The following is a 22172-nucleotide window of genomic DNA, read 5'->3' on the forward strand; positions in this document are numbered from 1 at the left end:
CCACCGGAGTGGGAGCGGACACGACGGACGACGCAAGGGGCACGAGAGCGTGACGGGTACGGATCAGACCGGCGGGAACGACGGCACCGGCTCGGGCCGGGAGCCCGGCCGGCGTCCGACCATGGGCGGCCGTGCTCCCGGGCCCCACGAGGTCCGGCCGGACGGTGTGGTCTTCGGCGGCCCGGACGGGGCGGGTGGCACGGGCGGTCGCCCGGCCTGGCCCACGGAGTCCCCGTCGGGTGCCGACCTGTTCGGTGCCTCCGCTGCTCCGGAGTCCCCGTCGGCGCAGGTCCCCGCGTCGCAGCCCTCCGCGGAGCCGGGTCCGCGTGGTCCGCAGCGGCTGCCCGGTACCGGGTGGGACCCGCACGCGCAGTCCCGCCGCCCGGGCGCCGCCCCGCGCAGCGGGGACGGGCCGCAGGGGACGAACGGCGTCGCGCACGGCGACCGCGGCGCGGCCCGGCCGGCGAACGGCGCCGCGCACGAGGACCTCGGGCCCGACGGCGCCGACCGTCACGACGGCCCGCGCACCGACGTCCCGCGGAACGGCGTCGCGCGCAACGGTGCCGACCGCCACGACGCCCCGCACAACGGTGTCCCGCGCAACGGGACCCCGCAGAACGGCGCCCCCCAGAACGGCGCCCCCCAGAACGGCGCCCCGCACAACGGTGTCCCGCACAACGGTGTCCCGCGCGGCGCCGCCGAGGGCGGGGACCAGGGCGTTCCGCAGGGCCCGAACGGCGTGTCCCACGGCCCGGACGGCGTCGTCCCCGACGGTGGGCCGCGCGGCCTGAACGGCGCACCGCGCTCCGCCGACGACGCCGGACAGCAGCCGGGCGGCCTGCCGCGCCGCCGGCCCGGGGGACCGGTGCCGCCCGGAGCGATGCCGTCGCGTCCCGGCGCGGCCGACGACCTGTTCACCCCCCGCGGGAGCGCCGCACGCAGCGGCCCGGCGCCCGCGGACCACGGCTCGACCGGCGCCCCGATGAACGGCGTGCCGCGCACCGGCCCGGGGGAGGACGGCCCCGCACCCGCCGGTCCGGGGCCGCACGTCCCCGGCGCGCCGACGACGGACACCGGACCCACCGTCGCCACGCCGCACACCACCGGACCGCACGCGGCGGCCCCGCACGGCGCCGGCGTGAACGGTGCTGCGCCCTCCGGCGCCGGTACCGACGGCACCCGGGCCCCCGGCGGCCGCAGCGACGCCGCCACCGGCCCGGACCCGGTCGACACGACCGGACCGGACGCCGGGACCGGCCCGCAGCCCGTCGCCGACGGCCGGGGCACCGCAGCGGCCGAGGACCCCACGGCGACCGACCCCGGTCGGGCCACCCCGCAGCAGCCCGGCCCGCAGGAGCCCCGGCGGCCCGGCCCGGCGACCCTGGGTCCGGAGTCCACCGGATCCACCCCGGCCCGCCGCGAGCAGGCGGCCGGCGAGCCGCCGACCGTCGCGCACCCCGCGGGCGACGCCGCCGGGCTCCCGGCCGCCGCCTCGGCGGACGGGCCGTCGGGCACCGGGTGGCAGCAGGCCCGGCCCCCGTCGGCCCAGCAGCGCCCGGCGCAGCCCGGCGAGCGTGAGCACGCCGGCGTCACCGCCACCGGTCCGCAGAGCGGGCCCGAGCCGGGCGCGCTGTCGGCGACCGGCCCCCGTGGCCCGGTCCCGCCGCACGGCAGGTTCGCCCCCGGTCCGTACGCGCCCGGACGTCCCGGCGCCGGTCCGCACGGCCCCGGCCCGCTCCCCGGTGGTCCCGGCCCGCAGCAGTTCGGGCGTCCCGGCCCGGCGGGCCCGAACGCCCTGACCGGCACCGGCCCGCACCACCCCGCCGCCCCCGGGCAGCAGGGTCTCGGACAGCAGGGCCCCGGAGCGCAGGGCCCCGGACAGCAGGGCCCCGGTACCGCCGGCCCGGGTCCGCAGGGTCCCGGTCCGCAGGCGCCGGGTCAGCAGGGCCCCGCACGTCAGGGGCCCGGGTACGCGGGCCCCGGCCGCCCGGGTCCCGCGGGAACCGGCCCGTTCCGCCCGGTCGGCCCGGGCGGGTTCGGTCCGGCCGCCCCCGGCACCCCCGGGCCGTACGGCCCCGGCGGCCCCGGTGCACCCGGCCGGCAGGGCCCCGGTGGCCCGGTCGCACCCGGACCGCAGGGCCCGGGTGACCCCCAGGGCCCCGGCGGCCCGCAGCCCCACGGCCTCCAGGGACCCGGCCCTCAGGGACCCGGCCCCCAGGGACCCGGCCCCCAGCCGAACGGCCCGCAGCAGAACCCGCAGGGCGACGGCGTGCCCGGTCCCGGCGTGCCCGGACCCACGGGCCCCGACGCGACCCGCACCTTCGGCCCCGCCACCACGCGACCCGCGGGGGAACAGGCGCCGGCGCCGGTGCGGGGCGGCCTGTCGGTCGTCGTCGCCGGTGGTGGGTCGGCCGGGCACATCGAGCCCGCGCTGGCCGTCGCCGACGCGATCCGGCGGCTCGTCCCGGGCGCCCGGGTCACCGCGCTCGGTACCGAGAAGGGCCTCGACACCCAGCTGATCCCGGCGCGCGGCTACCCGCTCGAGCTGATCCCGCCGGTGCCGCTGCCCCGCAAGCCCACCGCCGACCTGTTCAAGCTCCCCGGCAACGTCCGGGGCGCGGTGAAGCGGGTCCGGGAGGTGCTCGAGGCGGCCGAGGCCGACGTCGTCGTCGGGTTCGGCGGGTTCGTCTCGCTGCCCGCCTACCTCGGCGCCCGCGGCCGGGTGCCGATCGTCGTGCACGAGGCCAACGCCCGCGCCGGGCTCGCGAACAAGGTCGGTGCGCGGTTCGCCTCCGCCGTCTGCGTCGCGGTGCCCGGCACCGGGCTCGCGAACGAGGAGGTGGTCGGGATGCCGCTGCGCCGCTCGATCACCACCCTGGACCGGGCGTCGCTGCGGCCGGAGGCCCGGACGTACTTCAACCTGCCGCCGCACGGCCCGGTGCTGCTGGTCTTCGGCGGCTCCCAGGGCGCCCGGACCCTGAACGACGCGGTCGCCGAGTCCCTGCCCGCCTTCACCGAGCGGGGCATCTCGGTCCTGCACGCGTACGGGAAGAACGGCACCCCCGCCGATCCGCGGCCCGGCTACGTGCCGGTGCCCTACATCGAGCGGATGGACCTCGCCTACGCCGCCGCGGACGTCGTCCTCGGCCGGTCGGGCATGACCACCGTCGCGGAGCTCACCGCCGTCGGGCTGCCCGCGGTGTACGTGCCGCTGCCGCACGGCAACGGTGAGCAGGCGCTCAACGCCCGCCCGGTCGTCGAGGCCGGGGGCGGCAAGCTCGTGCAGGACGAGGACATGAACGGCGAACGCGCGATCGACGAACTGATGCCGATGCTCACCGACCCCGACCTGGCCCTCGCGATGGGCCGCCGCGCCCGCGCCGCCGGGCACGGCGAGGCCGACGAGAAGATCGCCCGCATCGTCATGGAGGTGGCGGGCCGGTGAGCGTGCTCTCCGACCACGTCCACCTCATCGGGATCGGCGGCGCCGGGATGAGCGGGATCGCGCGGATCCTGCTCGCCCGCGGGGCCACCGTCTCCGGGTCCGACGCGCGGGACTCCCGCACGGTCACCGCGCTGCGCGCGCTCGGCGCCCGCGTCGAGACCGGGCACGACGCCGGCCACCTGCGCCACGACGGCGAGACCCCGCCCACCGTGGTCGTCTCCACCGCGATCCGGGAGACCAACCCGGAGCTGGCCGCCGCCCGCGAGCGCGGCTACGACGTCGTCCACCGGGCGGTCGCACTGGCCGCGCTCACCGAGGGACGGCGGCTGGTCGCCGTCGCCGGGACGCACGGCAAGACCTCGACGACGTCGATGGTCACCGTCGCCCTGCAGCACGCCGGGGCCGACCCGTCGTTCGCCATCGGCGGCGACCTGTCGGTGTCCGGATCGGGCGCCCACCACGGCAGCGGCGACGTGTTCGTCGTCGAGGCCGACGAGAGCGACGGCTCGTTCACCGCGTTCGCCCCGTCGGTCGCGATCGTCACCAACGTCGAGCCCGACCACCTCGACCACCACGGCGACGAGGCCGCCTACCGGGCGGTGTTCGAGCGGTTCCTGGAACGGCTCGTCCCCGGCGCCACCCTCGTCGCCTGCGCCGACGACCCGGGGTCCGCCGAGGTCGCGGTACGGGCGGAGAGGTCGGGCGTCACCGTGCTGCGCTACGGCCGCACCGCGACCGGCCCGCACGACGCCCGGCTGCTCGAGTTCACCCCGGACGGCACCGGCTGCCGCGCACGGTTCCGCACCGGCGACGCCGAGCACGTGCTCACCCTCGGTGTCCCGGGCGAGCACATGGTCCTCAACGCGCTCGGCGCGTTCCTCGCCGGCGTCGCCGTCGGGACCGACCCGGCCGTGCTGCTGGAGGGTCTCGCCGGGTTCGGCGGAGTGCAGCGCCGGTTCGAGTTCAAGGGCCGCGCCCGCGGCGTGTCGGTCTACGACGACTACGCCCACCACCCCACCGAGGTCGCCGCCACCCTGCGCGCCGCCCGCGAGGCCGCGCCGGTCCGCGACGGGCGGCGCGGCCGCGTCCTGGTCGCGTTCCAGCCGCACCTGTACTCGCGCACCCGGCTGTTCGCCGCCGAGTTCGGCGCGTCGCTGTCGCTGGCGGACGAGGTGATGGTGCTCGACGTCTACGGTGCCCGGGAGGATCCCGAACCCGGCGTCGGTCCGGCGCTCATCACCGACGCGGTGACGTTGCCGGCCGGGCGGGTGCACCGAGCCCCCTCGTGGGAGCGGACACCCGCGGCGATCGCCGCGCTGGCGACCGACGGCGACGTCGTGATCACCATGGGCGCCGGTGACGTCACCGCGCTCGGGCCGGAGATCCTGCGGGAGCTCGCCGGCGAGGGGTGAGCGCGCGACACGGCGGCGGCACAGCGGGGGCACGATGAGCAGCGACGAGCAGGACACCGGCGACGACCGGGCCCGGGACGGTGCCCGTTCGCCGGGCCGCCGTGACCCCGAGCAGGAGCGGCGCGCCGCCGAGCGCGCCCGTCGCATCCGGGAGCGCCGCGCCGCCGAACGCCGTGCCGCCGCCGGGACCCCCGCCGCCGACGGCCACGACGAGCCCGACGACCCCGAGGACGCCGACGACCGGGCCGCCGACACCGGCGAGGCGGCCGAACCGGCGGGCCGGGGGAGCGGACGCGGCGCGGCCGCCGCGGTCCGGGAGCGCACGGCGGCCCGCGCGGCCGAACGGTCCCGCAGCCGCGACCCGCGCTACCGGCGCCGTCGCCTCGTCGCCCTGCTGGCCACCGCCGCCGTCGTGCTCCTCGGGGTGTCCGCGGCCGGCTGGTGGGCGCTGGGCCGGTACGGCCCCCCGGTGGCCACCGTGCGGGTCGACGGCACCCGCCAGATCCCCGTCCGCGACGTCGAGGACGCCGCGGGCGACCAGACCGGTGTGCCGCTCGCCGCGGTCGACACCGACGGCGTCGCCGCCCGCGTGTCGGCCATCCCGGGCGTCGCCGCGGTGGAGGTCGACCGGTCCTGGCCGGACACCCTGGTGGTGGCCGTGACCGAACGCACCCCGGCCGCGCTGCTCGACACCCCGGACGGACCGAAGCTCGTCGACGTCACCGGGTTCGTCTACCGCGACGCCCCGCCCGACGTCCAGCTGCCCCGGCTCCAGCTGCCGCGCGTCGCCCCGGACGACCCCGCCACCCTCGCCGCGGTCGGCGTCCTGCAGGCACTGCCGGTCCCGGTCCGCGACCAGGTGCAGACGCTGTCCCTCGGCGGGGGCGGATCCACCTTCGAGCTGGGGCTCACCGAGGACCGGCGCGTCCTGTGGGGCCCGTGGTCGGACACCGACCAGGCCGCCGCCCGGGCCCGGGTCCTCGGGCCGGTGCTGCAGCGCGAGGGCGCCGTCTACGACGTCTCCAGCCCGTCGCTGGTCACCGTCCGGCAGCGCTGACCCGCCGCACCCGGCCCGATGGTTGCGGGGGGTGACCGTCCGACGACCGTGCGGGTTTCCACCGGCGGCGAGGTCGAACCACCCGGGCGGGGTGTTGTCGTCGTGCGGCGCGCCTGCTGGACCCGGGCACCGCAATCCACTTAGCGTGCGCACCCGAAGGCCCGGGGCACCCGGAGCTTGACCCACCCGAACCCCGGACCCCGAGCGACTGGAAGGTGCCGCGCATGACGCCCCCGCACAACTACCTGGCAGTGATCAAGGTGGTCGGCATCGGTGGCGGCGGCGTCAACGCCGTCAACCGGATGATCGAGGTCGGCCTCAAGGGCGTCGAGTTCATCGCGGTGAACACCGACGCCCAGGCCCTCCTCATGTCCGACGCCGACGTGAAGCTCGACATCGGTCGTGAGCTGACCCGCGGCCTCGGTGCCGGCGCCAACCCCGAGGTCGGGGGCAAGGCCGCCGAGGACCACGCCGAGGAGATCGAGGAGGTCCTCAAGGGGGCCGACATGGTCTTCGTCACCGCGGGCGAGGGCGGCGGCACCGGCACCGGCGGCGCACCCGTCGTCGCGTCGATCGCCCGCAAGCTCGGCGCGCTGACCATCGGTGTCGTCACCCGCCCGTTCACCTTCGAGGGGCGCCGTCGCGCCGGGCAGGCCGAGGAGGGCATCCAGGCGCTCCGCAACGAGTGCGACACCCTCATCGTCATCCCGAACGACCGGCTGCTGCAGCTCGGCGACGTCGGCGTCTCGCTGATGGACGCCTTCCGCTCCGCCGACGAGGTGCTCCTCTCCGGTGTCCAGGGCATCACCAACCTGATCACCACCCCCGGCCTGATCAACCTCGACTTCGCCGACGTCAAGTCGGTCATGTCCGGGGCCGGGTCGGCGCTGATGGGAATAGGGTCCGCACGCGGCGAGGGCCGCGCGGTGCAGGCCGCCGAGAAGGCGATCAACTCGCCGCTGCTCGAGGCGTCGATGGACGGCGCGCAGGGCGTGCTGCTGTCGATCGCGGGCGGCTCGGACCTCGGCCTGTTCGAGATCCACGAGGCGGCGTCGCTGGTCCAGGAGGCCGCGCACCCCGAGGCGAACATCATCTTCGGCACCGTGATCGACGACTCGCTCGGCGACGAGGTGCGGGTCACCGTGATAGCGGCCGGTTTCGAGGGCGGCACGCCGACCCACAAGAAGCTCGAGCCGTCGGTGTTCAACCGCCCCACCCAGAAGGCCGCCGAGCCCGCACCGCAGGCCGCGCCGCCGCAGCAGGTCGAGCAGACCCAGCCGCACCAGCAGCAGGCCGGTGGGCAGGCCCCGCAGGGGCAGGCCCGCTGGGCGGCGACCACGGCCACCACGCCGTCGACGCCGCACCTGCCCGCCACGGCGCACGCCCCGGAGCGCACCGGGACGCTGCCGCCCGCGCAGCCCACCGCCCCGGCACCGCGCCAGGGCGACACCCAGCACCACGGCGGCGACGGCGCGTCCGTCCCGAGCGGTCCGATGTCCGCGCCGGCCTCGCCGACGTCGGCCCCGGCCCAGCACGGGACCGTCGGCGGGAACCCCGCGGCGCGTCCGGCCGAGCCGGTCGAGGACGAGGTGGACGTCCCGCCGTTCATGCGGCGCTGACCTGCGTGCCGGACTCACCGACACCGGCCACGGCGGCCCGCGCGGGCGGCACCCGCCGCGCGCGGATCCGCCGGGTCACCACCACCCGGGCCGGTGGCCGGTCCGAGGGCCCGTTCACCTCGTTCAACCTGTCGTCCGGGGTCGGGGACGACCCGGCCGCGGTGACCGGGAACCGGGCCCGCGTCGTGCGTGAGCTCGGCCTGTACGGGCTGGTGTTCCTGAACCAGGTCCACGGCCGCGACGTCGCCGTGCTGCGCGAGCCCCCGCGGGCCCGCCCCGGCACCGGTGGCGTCGCCCCGGACATCGCCGACGTCGACGCCGTCGTCACCGACGTGCCGCTGCTCGGTGTCGCGGTGCTCGCGGCCGACTGCGTGCCGGTGCTGCTCGGCGACCCGGTCGCCGGCGTCGTCGGGGCGGCCCACGCGGGCCGCGTCGGCGCGGCGGCGGGCGTCGTCGACGCCGTCGTGACCGAGATGACCGCACTGGGCGCGCAGCCCGCACGGCTGGAGGTCCTGCTCGGGCCGTCGGTCTGCGGCCGCTGCTACGAGGTCCCCCCGGCCATGCGCGCCGAGGTCGACGCCGCTCTGCCGGGCAGCGCGTCCACCACCCGCACCGGCACCGCCGGCCTGGACCTGCGCGCCGGGCTCACCCGCCGCCTCGCCGACCTCGGCGTCACGAAGGTCGCGACCGACCCGCGCTGCACCGTCGAGGACCCGGACCTGTTCAGCCACCGGCGCGACGGCCGCTGCGGCCGCCAGGCCGCCCTCACCTGGCTCGACCCGCGCTGACCGGCACCCCGGTCCGGCGATCCACGCCACGCGGGGCTCGCGGGCGCCCCCGCGGGCGGGAACGATGGACGCCGTGTCCGATCCCCGCACCCCCACCGCCGACCGTGTCGGCGAACTGACCGACCGACTGGCCGCCGTCCGCGAGCGGGTGGCCGACGCCTGCCGCGCCGCCGGCCGCGACCCCTCCGAGGTCGGGCTGCTCGCCGTCACCAAGACGATCCCGGCCGCCGACGTGGCCGCGCTGGTCGACCTCGGGCTGGACGCCTTCGCCGAGAACCGCGCGCAGGAGGCGGCGTCCAAGGTGGACGAGGTCCGGGCGCTGCGCCCGGACGCCGTGTCGGACTGGTTCTTCGTCGGCGGGCTGCAGCGGAACAAGGTACGGACGGTGCTCCCGTGGGTGACACGGATCGACTCCGTCGACTCGCCCCGGCTGGCCCGCGCGATCGACAAGGAGGTCGCGAAGGCCCGCGACGCGGGGGAGCGCGGCGGCCCGCTGCCGGTGCTCGTGCAGTACAGCGTCGACGGCGACGCCGACCGCGGCGGCGTCGCCCCGGAGGGGCTCGTCGAGCTGACGGACCTGGTCACGGAGCTGCCGGGGCTGGAACTGGCCGGGCTGATGGCCGTCGCGCCGCTGGGCTGGGAGCCCGATGCGGCGTTCGAGCGGATCGCCGAGGCGCACCGGGAGACCGTCGGGCGGCACCCCGGGGCGACGGTCCTGTCGGCCGGGATGAGCGGGGACCTGGAGTCGGCGATCGGTCACGGATCGACGGTGGTGCGTGTCGGTACGGCCCTTGTGGGGGATCGGCGGATAGCCTCCGAGTAATCGCTGGTGGGTGTGGGTACTGAGCAGGTGGCGGACACCGCACCGTCGGCGAGACCGTCGCCAGAACGCGGGGTGCGCGTGCGGTTGGGACGCGTACGGAGTCGAGCAGTACTGCGAGGGGACAGCGGATGAGCGCGATGTACCGGCTGAAGGCGTACTTCGGCATGGTCCCGGCCGACGAGATGGACTATGTGGACGAACCGGATCACTACCGGGGCGGCCACGAGCACCACGCCGGCCCGCGCGGTGACCGTTGGTCCGCCGGGGCCGGTCGGTTCGCCGACCAGGCGTCCTACGACGACGACCGCTACGAGACCGCGGTCCGCTACGAGGACGGATGGGGCGCCCGCCCGGCGCGGGAGACCCTCCGTCCGGCGCGCGCCGTGCGGCAGGATCCACGCGGCGAGCGGGAGACGCTCGGGCTGGTCCCGGAGCGCGGGAGCCTTCCCACCCCCCTCGGAGGGGGCGCCGGAGCGGCCGTCCGCGGGGCGCTGGCGATGGACCCGGAGACCCTCCGGGGCCCGGCACGCGAGGAGCGGAGCGAGCCCGTCGTGGCCCCCGCGCCGGTGCCGGAGCAGCGCGACCGGGCCGCCGCGGGACCGGCGTCGATCACGACGCTGCACCCCCGCAGCTACAACGAGGCCCGCACCATCGGCGAGCGCTACCGCGACGGTGTGCCCGTCATCATGAACCTCACGGATCTGGACGGCGCCGCCGCGAAACGCCTGGTGGACTTCGCCGCGGGCCTGGCGTTCGCCCTGCGCGGGAGCATCGACAAGGTCACCGACCGGGTGTTCCTTCTCACCCCGGCCGACGTCGAGGTCTCCGCGGACGACGCGCGGAGGCTCGCCGAGCGCGGAGCTTTCCGACAGGATTGAGTCGTGGCCGACCCGATCCTGACGCTGATCTACTACATCCTGTTCTTCTTCTGGCTGCTGCTCGCGGCCCGCATCGTCGTCGAGATGGTCCGGTCGTTCGCGCGCCAGTGGCGACCCGCCGGAGCGCCCGCCGTGGCGCTCGAGGTCGTCTTCACCGTGACCGACCCTCCGGTCAAGTTGCTGCGGAGAGTGATCCCCGTGGTCCGTATCGGAGGCGTAGGACTGGACCTGTCGATTATGGTTCTGTTGCTGGTGGTGTTCATCTCGATGAGCGCCGTCAGATCACAGCTCCTGGGATGAGCCCCAGTCACCCGGGAGTGCCGCCGAGGACCGCATGAGGTGATCCGATGCCGCTGACGCCCGCCGACGTTCATAACGTCGCGTTCAGCAAACCCCCGATCGGGAAGCGGGGTTACAACGAGGACGAGGTCGACGCCTTCCTCGATCTGGTCGAGGCCGAACTGGCCCGGCTGATCGGGGAGAACGACGACCTGCGCGACCAGGTCGCGCAGCTGGAGCAGCGTCTCGGCGATGCCGAGGCCGACCTGGAGGAGGCACGGAGCCAGCCGGCTCCGGCGCAGACCCAGGCCCTGGCCGCCTCCCCGTCGCCGATGGGCCGTGGTGCGGGTGCTCCCGCTCCGCAGCTGGCCGGTGCCGGCCCCGCCGATGCCGACGGCGGTGACCACCACGTGCAGGCCGCCAAGGTCCTGGGCCTCGCCCAGGAGATGGCGGACCGCCTGACCGCGGAGGCCAAGAACGAGGCCGACACGATGCTGTCGGACGCCCGGAACAAGTCCGAGCAGCTCCTGTCGGACGCCCGGACGAAGGCCGACGGCCTGGTCAACGACGCGCGCTCGCGTGCCGAGACCATGCTCAACGACGCCCGCACGCGGGCCGAGACGCTCGAGCGCCAGTCGCGCGAGAAGGCGTCCGGCCTGGTCAGTGAGGCCGAGCGCAAGCAGAACGAGATCATGGGCGCCATCCAGCGCGACAAGTCCGTTCTGGAGAAGAAGATCGACGAGCTCCGGACCTTCGAGCGGGAGTACCGCACCCGCCTGAAGACCTACCTGGAGTCGCAGCTGCGTGACCTGGAGGGTCGCGGTTCCGCTGCCCCGTCGGACGGCACCGGTGCCACCAGGTCGGGCTCGAACGGCGGGTACGCCGCCTCCGGGTACGGCCAGCGGGCCGACACCGGGAGCTGACCGCCCCACGGCGCCGCCGAGGCGCCGGGGACGACCGACGACGACCGGGTAGCGGACAGGTGCCGCTGCCGACCGACGGAGTTCGCCGATGCTGGTGCTGGTCCTGATCCTCGTGGTCATCGCGCTGGTGCTGCTGCTCGCAGGATGGTTCCTGCACGTGGTGGCACTGGCGTGGACATCGGTGGTCATCAGCCTGATCGCGGGCCTGGTGCTCGCCTACGACTGGTGGCAGACCCGTGCCGCGGTGAAGGCCGGTGACCGGGCGGAGGCCGACGCCTCCGGTCGTGGCACCGGTGCCCCCGCGGCGCCGGACCGGGCCGACCGGGCCGACATGGAGGCGCGCTACGGCGCCGACATGGAGCCCGCGACGCAGGTCCTGCCGGTCGTCCGGCCGGACAGCGGCGCGGCCTCGGGTACGCCCGAGGCGGCGCAGAACGCGACCGACCAGACCATCCAGATGCCGGTCGTCAGGCCGTCCGGCTCTGCGGAGGGACCGCCCGGCGCATCTCGATCGGGTGGACTTTCGTCACGCACGGTGACCGATTCCGGGGCCGAGGACGCGGCCGACCCGAGTGGGGTGGCCGCGTCGCACGCGGGCGCCCCGGCGGGACCGGACGCGTCGGCGGGACCGGACGGGGAGGGCGGTGCGGGTCGTGGCGGCGACCCGGCACGGTCCGGCCCCGCCGAACCCGGCACCGCGGAGCCGCTCGCCGAGGCGACGACGCGGGCGACCGACTCGCGGCCGACCGGAACCGGCGCCGCCGGCACGACGTCGGCCGTGCCGGCGGCAGCCGCAGGCGCGGTCGCCGCCGGGGCGGCCGGTGCCGTGGCAGCCGGACGCGACGGCGGGTCGGGCGCCGACCCGGCAGCACGCTCCGGTGCCCACGACGGTGCCGACGACCCGGGCTTCGGCTCGGGGTCGGGTACCGGCTCGGGCGCCGACGGCACGGGAGGCACCGGCACGGGCACCCCGCCCGCCGCCGGATCCGACCGGCCGGACATCCCGGAGGGCCGGTCCGGCCCCTCCGACACGACCACCGCGACCCGTACCCCGGGAGCGGCGGACGCGACCACCGCGAACGGCGCTCCGGGAGCGGCGGACGCGACCACGGCGGACCACGTCCCGGGAGCGGCGGACGCGACCACCGCGACCCGCACGCCCGGAGCGGCGGACGCCACCACGGCGACCCGCACCCCCGGAGCGGCCGACGCCACCACGGCGACCCGCGCCGCGGGCGCACCCGGTGGTCCGGGCGGGGGCAGCCCGTCCGGTGCGGGCCTTCCCGACGCCGCCGTGCCCGCGGGCGCCGCGGCCGCGGGCTCCGGGGCCCCGGCCGACGACACCCGGGCCGGGACACCCGCGGGCACGCCCGCCGGATCCGGCGCGGACACGAACGGCACCCCGGCCGACACCGCCGGGGCCGACGCGCCCACCGGGACGGACGGCGACTCCCCGGAGGAGCCGCGCGACCCGACCCTCGCTGCACTCGCCGCGCGCCTGCCCGACGAGGTGCTCGTCATCGACGAACACCCCCGCTACCACGTGCAGACCTGCCGCGCGCTCACCGGACGCCCGGTGATCCCGCTGCCCGTCAGCGAGGCCGTCGAGCTCGGGTTCACCCCGTGCGGCTGGTGCGCACCGAACCGGACCCTCGGCGAGCGCCACCCCGCCCAGGCCCGCTGACCAGCGGCGCGGCGCGCCCCACGGAATAACGGGGCGCGGCTGCGCGCTACCCTGGTTCCACAGGCACCGATCCGGCCATCACCGGGGAGCCTCCGGAAGAAACGGCCCCCGGCCGGAGTAGAACCGGACGGGTGCGGCCCGTCATCGCCGTCGAACGAGAGGCCCGTGCACCCGTGCACGGGCAAGCGGGGTGGTACCGCGGCACGGCTCTCCAGAGCCGTCGTCGTCCCCGTGCGAAGCGAGAGCACGCACGAGGAGCGACACACGTGAGCGGCTATCCCGACGTCCCGGCGCACCCGTCGTTCCCGACGCTCGAGCAGGACGTGCTCGCGTCGTGGGACACCGACGACACCTTCCGCGCCTCCGTCGACCGGCGCCCCGCCGGCGAGAACGGGGCCGACGAGTACGTCTTCTACGACGGCCCGCCCTTCGCCAACGGTCTGCCGCACTACGGCCACCTGCTGACCGGCTACGTCAAGGACGTCGTCCCGCGGTACCGCACCATGCGCGGCCACCGGGTCGAGCGCCGCTTCGGCTGGGACACCCACGGCCTGCCCGCCGAGGTCGAGACCGAGAACCAGCTCGGCATCAAGCACAAGTCCGAGATCGATGAGATGGGCGTCGCCGCGTTCAACGAGGCGTGCCGCACCTCCGTGCTGCGCTACACCGGCGAGTGGCGCGACTACGTGACCCGCCAGGCCCGCTGGGTCGACTTCGACAACGACTACAAGACCCTGGACCTGGACTACATGGAGTCCGTCCTCTGGGCGTTCAAGTCGTTGTGGGACAAGGGGCTCGTCTACTCCGGCTTCCGGGTGCTCTGGTACTGCTGGCGCTGCGAGACGCCGCTGAGCGCCACCGAGACCAAGATGGACGACGTCTACCTGGACCGGCAGGACCCGGCCGTCACCGTCGGGCTGCGCCTGTCGACGCCGGACCGCCCGGAGACCGACGGCGTCCTCGCCCTGGTCTGGACGACGACCCCGTGGACCCTGCCGTCGAACCTCGCCATGGCCGTGCACCCCGACGTCGACTACGTGGTGGTGGAGGCGGACTCCGAGCGCTGGCTGCTCGCGGAGGCCCGGGTCGCCGCGTACGCCCGCGAGCTGGGGGAGGAGCCGCCGGTCCTGGCGCGGGTGAAGGGGTCCGACCTGCTCGGCGCGGGCTACACCCCGCCGTTCGACTTCTTCACCGGCCGCGAGAACGCCCACCGCGTGCTGGCCGCGGACTACGTCACCACCGAGGACGGCACCGGGCTGGTCCACATCGCCCCCGCCTTCGGTGAGGAGGACAAGGAGGTCACCGACGCGGCCGGCATCGAGGTCGTCAACCCGGTCGACTCCCGCGGCGAGTTCACCACCGAGGTCCCGCCCTACGCCGGCATGCAGGTGTTCGACGCGAACCCGCAGGTCATCCGCGACCTCAAGGACGGCAACGCGCACGCGCAGGGCGTCCTGCTGCGCCACGAGACCTACGACCACCCGTACCCGCACTGCTGGCGCTGCGGCAACGCGCTGATCCAGCGCGCCGTCGACTCCTGGTTCGTGCGCGTCACCCGGTTCCGGGACCGGATGGTCGAGCTCAACCAGGAGATCGACTGGACGCCCGCGCACGTGCGCGACGGCCAGTTCGGCAAGTGGCTGGAGGGCGCCCGCGACTGGGGCATCTCCCGCAACCGCTACTGGGGCAGCCCGATCCCGGTGTGGCAGTCCGACGACCCGCGCTACCCGCGCACCGACGTCTACGGCTCGCTCGACGAGATCGAGCGCGACTTCGGCGTGCGCCCGACCGACCTGCACCGGCCCTACGTCGACCAGCTGACCCGGCCCAACCCGGACGACCCCACCGGCAGCTCGACCATGCGCCGGGTGCCGGAGGTGCTCGACTGCTGGTTCGAGTCCGGCTCGATGCCGTTCGCGCAGGTCCACTACCCGTTCGAGAACCGCGACTGGTTCGAGCACCACTACCCGGGCGACTTCATCGTCGAGTACAACGGCCAGACCCGCGGCTGGTTCTACACGCTGCACGTGCTGGCCACCGCCCTGTTCGACCGGCCCGCGTTCCGCAACTGCGTCGCGCACGGCATCGTCCTGGGCGACGACGGCGCGAAGATGTCCAAGTCGCGCAAGAACTACCCCGACGTCAACGAGGTCTTCGACCGCGACGGCAGCGACGCCATGCGGTGGTTCCTCATGGCGAGCCCGATCCTGCGCGGCGGCAACCTCGTCGTCACCGAGCAGGGCATCCGCGAGGGCGTCCGCCAGGCGATCCTGCCGCTGTGGAACACCTGGTACTTCCTGTCGCTCTACGCCGGCGGGGAGCGCGGCACGTTCCGCACCGACAGCCCGCACGTACTCGACCGGTACGTGCTGGCCAAGACCGCCGACCTCGTCGACGGCGTCACCGCGGCCATGGACGCCTACGACATCGCCGGGGCCTGCGACCGGATCCGCGACCACGCCGAGACCCTCACCAACTGGTACGTGCGCCGGTCCCGCGAGCGGTTCTGGTCGAGCGACGACGCGGTGCGCCGCGACGCCGTCGACACCCTGCACACCGTTCTGGAGGTGACCTGCCGGGTCGCGGCGCCGCTGCTGCCGCTGACCACCGAGGCCGTCTGGCGCGGTCTCACGGGGGAGCGGTCGGTGCACCTCACCGACTGGCCCGCCGGGTCCGACCCGTCGGTCTCGCACCGCGAGGCCGGAGCCGGGCTGCCCCACGACGCCGACCTCGTCGCCGGGATGGACCGGATCCGGCAGGTCGCGAGCGCGGCGCTGTCGCTGCGCAAGTCCGCGAAGGTGCGGGTGCGCCAGCCGCTGCCCGCGCTCACCGTCGCCGCGACCGACGCCAAGGCGCTGGAGGACTTCACCGGGCTGCTCGCCGACGAGGTCAACGTCCGCTCGGTCGAGCTGACCGACGACGTCGCCACGCACGGCCGGTTCGAGATCGCCGTCAACGCCCGGGTCGCCGGACCGCGCCTGGGCAAGGACGTCCAGACCTGTATCCGCGCGGTCAAGGCGGGGGAGTGGACCCAGGAGGGCGACACCGTCGTCGCCGCGGGGATCGCGCTGCAGCCGGGCGAGTTCACCGAGAAGCTCGTCGCCGCCGACCCGGAGCGGACCCAGGCCCTGCCCGGGAACGCGGGGCTCGTCGTCCTCGACACCACGGTGACGCCGGAGCTGGCCGCGGAGGGCACCGCCCGCGACGTCGTGCGTGTCGTGCAGCAGGCCCGCCGCGACGCGGGCCTGGACGTGTCCGACCGGATCGCGCTGACCCTCGACGGGCCCGACGCGGTGCTCGACGCCGTCCGGACCCACGAGGCGTTCGTCGCCGGGGAGGTGCTGGCGACCTCGGTCGCCTACGGCGCCGCCGGGGACGGCGCGTCGAGCGGGCAGGTCGTCGGCCCCGACGGCGCGTCGGTCACGCTGTCGGCCGCGGTCGCCCGCGCCTGACCGGTACCGGCGCCGACCACCGCTCAGGGGCGGGGTGTCACCGTGAGACGGACGCGGTGGTCGGCGCCGGAGACCCGGGTGACCTCGACGGTCGCCGGGACCCCGTCGACCCGGCACGCGACCGTCGCGCCCTCGGGCACCGGCGGGCAGCGCGGGGTCAGGAGCACCGCGTCGTGGCCCGCGGCGCGCAGCGGGTCGCGCACGGCGGACATCAGGACCCCGGCCAGCGTGTCGGTCCCGGTCGGGCCGGGGCCGACGCCGGGGACGACCACGTCCAGCTCCGCGACGCCGTCGGCGGACACCGGGAAGTCCCAGCGGGTCCGCACGACGTCCTGCGGGGTGCGCCCGCGGGAGCCCTCCACCCACGTCTCGTCGACGCGCACGGTGCCCCAGCCGTGGCGGCCCTCGTCGTCGCGCATCCGGCAGCCGAGGACCGGGTCGTCACCGTCCAGGACCCGGCAGTCGGCGGTGACGCCGGAGTGCTCCCGGCCCGTCGCCGCCTCGACCAGCAGCGCCGCGCCCTCGGCCGGTGACGGCAGCGGCTCGTGCTGCGACCACAGCACCAGCGCGGTGGGGACGACCGCGACGGCGACGACGAGCGGCAGCCACCACCGGGGCGGACGGGATCGATCGGGCACGGGGGCAGTCTGGCCGACCGGGACCGGCCGGGACTCCGCAGAACCACCGGGCCCTATCCTCACCCCATGGGTGACGCGGCGGAACGGTGGTGGGAACGCCAGACCGGCCGCGGGATCCCCGACCGCGTCCTCCGCCACGCCCCCGCCGACCCGTGGACCCACGACCCCGCCGACTTCACCCCGCCGGCGGAGCCGGCCGTCACGCCGTCGCACCGGGTCGCGCGGGCGATCGCCGAGCGTGCCGCCGCGTGGACCTGCGCCGGGGCGTCGGTGCTCGACGTCGGCTGCGGGGGCGGGGACGCCGCGTTCGGCGCGGCGTGGCCCGAGCCGTCGCCGGTGGCGCGGGTGGTCGGCGTCGACCGGCAGGCCGACATGCTGGCGGTGTTCACCGCGGCGGCCCGCGCCCGGGACCTGCCCCACGGCACCGTGCACGGCAGCTGGCCCGATGCGGCCGCCGACGCCGGGCGGCACGACGTCGTCGTCTGCCACCACGTGCTGCACAACGTCGTCGACCTGCCCCCGTTCCTCGCCGCGCTGACAGGCGCCGTCCGCACCCGGGGCGGGATCGGCGGCGTCGTGGTCGAGATGCTGACCGAGCACCCGCTGGCCTGGCTGGACCCGCTGTGGGTGCGCTTCCACGATGTGGTCCGGCCGCCGTCGGCGACCCACGACGACGCCGTCGCGGTGCTGCGCGAACAGCAGGGCGTCGACCCGGAGGTCCTGACCTGGACCCGGGCGGCCCTCCTGCCGCACGACGCCGCCTGGGTCACCCGCCGGCTCTGCCTGCCCGCCGACCGCGTCGGGGAGGTCGCCGCCGCGCTGGTGGACCTCCCGCCGCGGCGCACCGACGCCGTCACCCTGACCTGGTCGCCCTGAGCAGGGGGCCCCGGTGAGTCTGGAACTGCTGCTCGGCATCTCCGCGGGGGTGCTGCTGCTCGGCGTGCTCGCGGTGCGCGTCTCGGTGCGGCTCGGCCTGCCGTCGCTGCTGCTCTACCTGGGCATCGGCGTGCTGCTCGGCGAGTCCGTGCTGGGCATCCCGTTCGACGACACCGGCCTCACCGAGTCCCTCGGCCTCACCGCGCTCGTGCTGATCCTCACCGAGGGCGGGCTCACCACCCGCTGGTCGGCGGTGCGGCCCGCGCTCGGGCTCGGGCTGCTGCTGTCGACGCTGTCGGTGCTGGTGTCGATCGCCGTCGCGGGCGGGCTGCTGCACCTGCTGCTCGACCTGGAGTGGCGCACCGCGCTGCTGTGGGGCGCGGTGCTGTCCTCCACCGACGCCGCCGCGGTGTTCTCCGTGCTGCGCGGGGTCGCCGTTCCGCAACGCCTCGCCGGGACCCTGGAGCTCGAGTCCGGGATGAACGACGCGCCGGTGGTGATCGCCGTCGTCGTCCTGGCCGGGACCGAGGCCATCAGCTGGACGACGCCGCTGCTGATCGTCTACGAGCTCGTCGCGGGCGCCGTCGTCGGCGTGCTGCTCGGGCTGGGCTCGGCGTGGACGCTGCGCCGCGCCGCGCTGCCGTCGACCGGTCTGTACCCGCTCGCGGCGATCGCGTCCTGCCTGCTGGCCTTCGCCGCCGGGCAGGGCGTGCACGCCTCGGGGCTGCTCGCCACCTACTGCGCCGCGCTGGTGCTGGGCAACGCCCGCCTGCCGCACCGCAGCGGCGTCGTCTCCTTCGCCGAGGGCACCGGGTGGATCGCCCAGATCGGGCTGTTCGTGCTGCTCGGCCTGTACGCGGTGCCCGAGCGGCTGCCCGCGGCCGTGGTGCCCGCGCTGATCTGCGCCGCGGTCGTCCTGCTCGCCGCGCGGCCGCTGTCGGTGGCCGCCGCCGCACTGCCGTTCCGGGTGCCCTGGCGCGAGCAGGCGTTCCTGTCCTGGGCGGGGCTGCGCGGAGCCGTGCCGATCGTGCTCGCCCTCGTCGCGGTCACCGAGGGCGGCGGGCAGAACGAACGGCTGGTCGACGTCGTGTTCGTGCTGGTCGTGCTGCTCACCCTGGTCCAGGGCACCAGCCTGCCGTGGGTGGCACGGCTGCTCGGGGTGGTCTCGCGCACCGACACCCGCGGCGTCGAGGTCGACGCCGCACCGCTCGACGAGGTCGACGCCGAGCTCCTGCAGGTGAAGGTGCCCCCCGGGTCCCGGCTGCACGGGGTCTACCTGCGCGAGCTGCGGCTGCCCCGCGGGGCCACGGTCAGCCTGGTCGTGCGCGACGCCGAGGCGTTCTCCCCGGGCGGGGACACCCGGCTGCGCGAGGGTGACCAGTTCCTCGTCGTCAGCACCCGGGACAACCGGGAGGACACCGAGCAGCGGATCCGCGACGTCGACCGTGGCGGCAAGCTGGTCCGCTGGCACGAGGGCAGGGGCCGGCCGAGCGGGCGGGGCGGCTGACCGGCCGGTCGGCGGTGTCGGGGCGACCCGCATAATCAGGGGTGTGAGTGCCGACCCCCCACCCCCCACCGCGCCGATCGACCCCGCCGTACGACGGCGCGGTGTGGCGCTGCTGGCGGGCATCGCCACGGTGTGGCTGGCGCTCGACCTCGTCACCAAGATCGCCGCCGTCGCCACGCTCGAGGGGCAGCGGCCGGTCACCGTGATCGACGGGTTCTTCTACCTCACGCTGCTGCGCAACCCGGGCGCCGCCTGGTCCATGGCCACCGGCTACACCTGGGTGCTGACGATCGTCGCCGTGGTCGTCGTCGGCGTGATCATCCGGATCGCGCGGCGGCTCGCCTCGACCGGCTGGGCGATCGGGCTCGGCCTGGTCCTCGGCGGTGCGCTGGGCAACCTGGTCGACCGGTTCTTCCGCGCACCCGGACCGATGCGCGGGCACGTCGTGGACATGCTGGCCTTCTTCTCCCCGGACGGGAGCGTCTTCCCCGTGTTCAACATCGCCGACACCGGCATCGTGTGCGGCGGCATCCTGCTGGTGCTGATGGCCGTGCGCGGCATCGAGATCGACGGGAGTCGCGAACGTGGGTGAGGTACGCAGCATGCCGGTGCCCGACGGGCTGGACGGCATGCGGATCGACGCCGGGCTGTCCCGGCTGCTGGGCCTGTCCCGGACCGTCGTCGCCACCCTGGCCGAGTCCGGCCGGATCTCGGTCGACGGCCGCGAGGCCGGCAAGTCCGACCGGCTGCCCGGCGGGTCCTGGCTGGAGGTCGAGCTGCCCGACGCCCCCGCGCCGGCGGTCATCGAGGGCCCGGCGGAGGTCGTCGCGGGCCTGACGGTGCTGCACTCCGACGACGACATCGTCGTCGTCGACAAGCCGGTCGGGGTGGCCGCGCACGCCTCCCCGGGCTGGACCGGGCCGACCGTGACCGGCGGGCTCGCCGCGCTCGGGTTCCGGCTGTCCACCTCCGGCGCCGCCGAGCGGCAGGGCATCGTGCACCGGCTCGACGTCGGCACCACCGGGGTGATGGTCGTCGCCACCTCCGAGCACGCCTACACCGAGCTCAAGCGGGCCTTCAAGGAACGCACCGTCGACAAGCGCTACCACGCCGTCGTGCAGGGGCACCCGGACCCGTCGTCGGGCACGATCGAAGCCCCGATCGACCGGCACCCGCGCCACGACTACCGGTTCGCGGTGATGCAGAGCGGCAAGCCCAGCGTCACCCACTACGACACCATCGAGGCGTTCCGCTCGGCGAGCCTGCTCGACGTGCACCTGGAGACCGGGCGCACCCACCAGATCCGGGTGCACTTCTCCGCGCTGCGCCACCCCTGCGTCGGCGACATCACCTACGGCGCCGACCCGACGCTGGCCAAGCGGGTCGGGCTGTCCCGGCAGTGGCTGCACGCCCGCACACTCGGGTTCGCCCACCCTGCCGACGGGCGGCACGTCGAGTTCACCAGCCCCTACCCGGCCGACCTCGACGCGGCGCTGGACGTCCTGCGGGACTGACACGTGACCGGTCTGAGCACCCGGGCCTGGGCGTGGATCGCCGCGGCGATGGCGGTGGTGTTCCTCGGTGCGGTCTGGGCCGCCGGGTCCGGGCCGTCGGCCGGGCCCCCGGCGGCGACGGGGTCGGTGCGGCTGGGTCCCGACCCCGGCCAGGACGTCGCCGGCTACCTCGCCGGGCTGCCCGCGACGCTGCCCGCACCGGGGGTGTCCGTGCCCGCGCTCGTGCAGTTCACCCGCCCGCTGACCCCGTCCGACGCCGCGGCCGCGGGCTCCGGGACGCAGACCACGACCGCGGTGTTCCGCGTGCCCTTCGACCGGGTGCAGACCGCGCTGCGGTTCGAGCCGGTCACCGGCACCGGGGACCCGGCGGCCGCGCTCGGCGTCGCCCGGGAGCGGGCCGCCTACGCCGCCGAGGCCGACGCCGACCGCGCCGCCCGCGACGGTGGGGGAGCGGCCACCCCGGAGGCCCGCGCGGCACTGACCCGGCGGGCCGCCGTCGGCGCCGCCGAGCGACGCGCGCTCGCCGACCCGGGCTGCGCCTGCGTCATCGCGCTGGTCGTGACCGCCGACCGGGCCGGGCTCGAGGCGCTCGCCGCGCGCCCGGGGGTGCGCGGCGTGCAGGCCGCGCCGGCCGGGACCGGCGCACCGGAGCTGGCGCTGTCGCCGCTGCTGCCGGAGCAGACCACCACCGCGAGCCCGCCGCCCGACGACGGCCCCGTCCCCTGAGCTGCGCTCGTCCCCGGGCCGAGCGCGTCCCTGAGCCGCGTTCCCTGCCCTGGCCCCTCGTTCGACCTGGCCTCTGTCCGGCCGCGGACCTCATCCGGCCTCGCGGTCTCTGGCCGACCCTGGCTTCTGCCCGCCTGTGCCCGGCCCCGTCCGGCCGCGCGGCCCTGGCCACCCCCGGCAGCCTGGCCATGATCACCGTTACGGAAGCGATCGGTGCCGGCCGCGGCACCGTTCACTGCACAGACGTCGATCATGGGGGTCGGCCGGTGCCGGCCCACCCGCGCCCGTCCGGCCCGGCTGCGCGCGAACCTCGTGCCGGTTCCGACGGTCATGATCGCCGCGACGGATGTGATCGGTGCCGGATGCGGCACCGATCGCTGCGCATGCGCCGATCTCGGGTACCGCGTCTCCGGTGGTACCGGTTTTCCCGGCCGCCTGGCCATGATCACCACGACCGAGCCGATCGGTGCCGGATGTGGCACCGATCGCTGCACAGACGTCGATCATGGGGTCGCCCGGTCGGGGCTCCGGCCCCGGCCGCCCGGCCCCGA

General features: G+C 76.1%; 17 protein-coding genes. 16 read left to right on the forward strand and 1 reads right to left on the reverse strand.

All coding sequences use genetic code 11. The features are described from left to right. The first annotated feature begins 2368 nt into the window (after positions 1-2368). The 11 genes from KPL57_RS43565 (at position 2369) to ileS (ending at position 16360) form a co-directional block, all read left to right on the forward strand. On the forward strand, positions 2369-3445 hold the full coding sequence (locus tag KPL57_RS43565; RefSeq protein WP_226356706.1) for a glycosyltransferase: 1077 nt from the start codon (positions 2369-2371) through the stop codon (positions 3443-3445). 47 nt (positions 3446-3492) lie between these two features. Then, positions 3493-4857, forward strand: a complete 1365-nt coding sequence (murC, locus tag KPL57_RS43570; protein ID WP_374203872.1) for a UDP-N-acetylmuramate--L-alanine ligase — start codon at positions 3493-3495, stop codon at positions 4855-4857. 34 nt (positions 4858-4891) lie between these two features. After that, positions 4892-5914: a cell division protein FtsQ/DivIB gene (locus KPL57_RS43575; RefSeq protein ID WP_226356229.1), complete on the forward strand. Its 1023-nt coding sequence runs from the start codon at positions 4892-4894 to the stop codon at positions 5912-5914. 224 nt (positions 5915-6138) lie between these two features. After that, the gene (gene ftsZ / locus KPL57_RS43580; RefSeq protein ID WP_226356230.1) at positions 6139-7533 is read left to right on the forward strand and encodes a cell division protein FtsZ; all 1395 of its coding nucleotides are present in this window, start codon (positions 6139-6141) and stop codon (positions 7531-7533) included. Positions 7534-7538: 5 nt separating this feature from the next. Further along, positions 7539-8321 (forward strand): peptidoglycan editing factor PgeF, encoded by a 783-nt coding sequence (pgeF, locus tag KPL57_RS43585; RefSeq protein WP_226356231.1) that lies wholly within the window; start codon positions 7539-7541, stop codon positions 8319-8321. 64 nt (positions 8322-8385) lie between these two features. Beyond that, the gene (locus KPL57_RS43590; RefSeq protein WP_374203844.1) at positions 8386-9144 is read left to right on the forward strand and encodes a YggS family pyridoxal phosphate-dependent enzyme; all 759 of its coding nucleotides are present in this window, start codon (positions 8386-8388) and stop codon (positions 9142-9144) included. A 128-nt stretch (positions 9145-9272) separates the two neighbouring features. Then, positions 9273-10022, forward strand: coding sequence for a cell division protein SepF (locus KPL57_RS43595; protein ID WP_226356233.1), 750 nt, complete (start codon positions 9273-9275; stop codon positions 10020-10022). A gap of 3 nt (positions 10023-10025) precedes the next feature. After that, entirely contained in the window at positions 10026-10322 is a 297-nt protein-coding gene (locus KPL57_RS43600) for a YggT family protein (protein ID WP_374203845.1), read from the forward strand. A gap of 47 nt (positions 10323-10369) precedes the next feature. Beyond that, positions 10370-11224, forward strand: coding sequence for a DivIVA domain-containing protein (locus KPL57_RS43605; RefSeq protein ID WP_073573917.1), 855 nt, complete (start codon positions 10370-10372; stop codon positions 11222-11224). Positions 11225-11312: 88 nt separating this feature from the next. Then, on the forward strand, positions 11313-12908 hold the full coding sequence (locus KPL57_RS43610; protein ID WP_226356234.1) for a hypothetical protein: 1596 nt from the start codon (positions 11313-11315) through the stop codon (positions 12906-12908). 266 nt (positions 12909-13174) lie between these two features. Next, positions 13175-16360 (forward strand): isoleucine--tRNA ligase, encoded by a 3186-nt coding sequence (ileS, locus tag KPL57_RS43615; protein ID WP_226356235.1) that lies wholly within the window; start codon positions 13175-13177, stop codon positions 16358-16360. Positions 16361-16383: 23 nt separating this feature from the next. On the opposite strand, the gene KPL57_RS43620 is transcribed toward ileS, so the two are convergent. Beyond that, positions 16384-16998, reverse strand: coding sequence for a hypothetical protein (locus tag KPL57_RS43620; protein ID WP_226356236.1), 615 nt, complete (start codon positions 16996-16998; stop codon positions 16384-16386). A gap of 66 nt (positions 16999-17064) precedes the next feature. On the opposite strand from KPL57_RS43620, the gene KPL57_RS43625 reads away from it, so the two are divergent. Genes KPL57_RS43625 through KPL57_RS43645 form a run of 5 tightly spaced genes read left to right on the forward strand, consistent with a single transcriptional unit; the run spans position 17065 to position 21621 of the window. Continuing rightward, the gene (locus KPL57_RS43625) at positions 17065-17874 is read left to right on the forward strand and encodes a bifunctional 2-polyprenyl-6-hydroxyphenol methylase/3-demethylubiquinol 3-O-methyltransferase UbiG (protein ID WP_226356237.1); all 810 of its coding nucleotides are present in this window, start codon (positions 17065-17067) and stop codon (positions 17872-17874) included. A 13-nt stretch (positions 17875-17887) separates the two neighbouring features. Continuing rightward, positions 17888-19381 (forward strand): potassium/proton antiporter, encoded by a 1494-nt coding sequence (locus KPL57_RS43630; RefSeq protein WP_226356238.1) that lies wholly within the window; start codon positions 17888-17890, stop codon positions 19379-19381. Between the two features lie 43 nt (positions 19382-19424). Next, the gene (gene lspA, locus KPL57_RS43635) at positions 19425-19973 is read left to right on the forward strand and encodes a signal peptidase II (protein ID WP_226356239.1); all 549 of its coding nucleotides are present in this window, start codon (positions 19425-19427) and stop codon (positions 19971-19973) included. A 10-nt stretch (positions 19974-19983) separates the two neighbouring features. Beyond that, a complete protein-coding gene (locus KPL57_RS43640; protein ID WP_226356240.1) occupies positions 19984-20895 on the forward strand; it encodes an RluA family pseudouridine synthase in 912 nt (303 codons plus the stop codon). 3 nt (positions 20896-20898) lie between these two features. Beyond that, a complete protein-coding gene (locus KPL57_RS43645; RefSeq protein ID WP_226356241.1) occupies positions 20899-21621 on the forward strand; it encodes a hypothetical protein in 723 nt (240 codons plus the stop codon). Positions 21622-22172 lie beyond the last annotated feature (551 nt).

The organism is Pseudonocardia sp. ICBG601, from assembly GCF_020496245.1.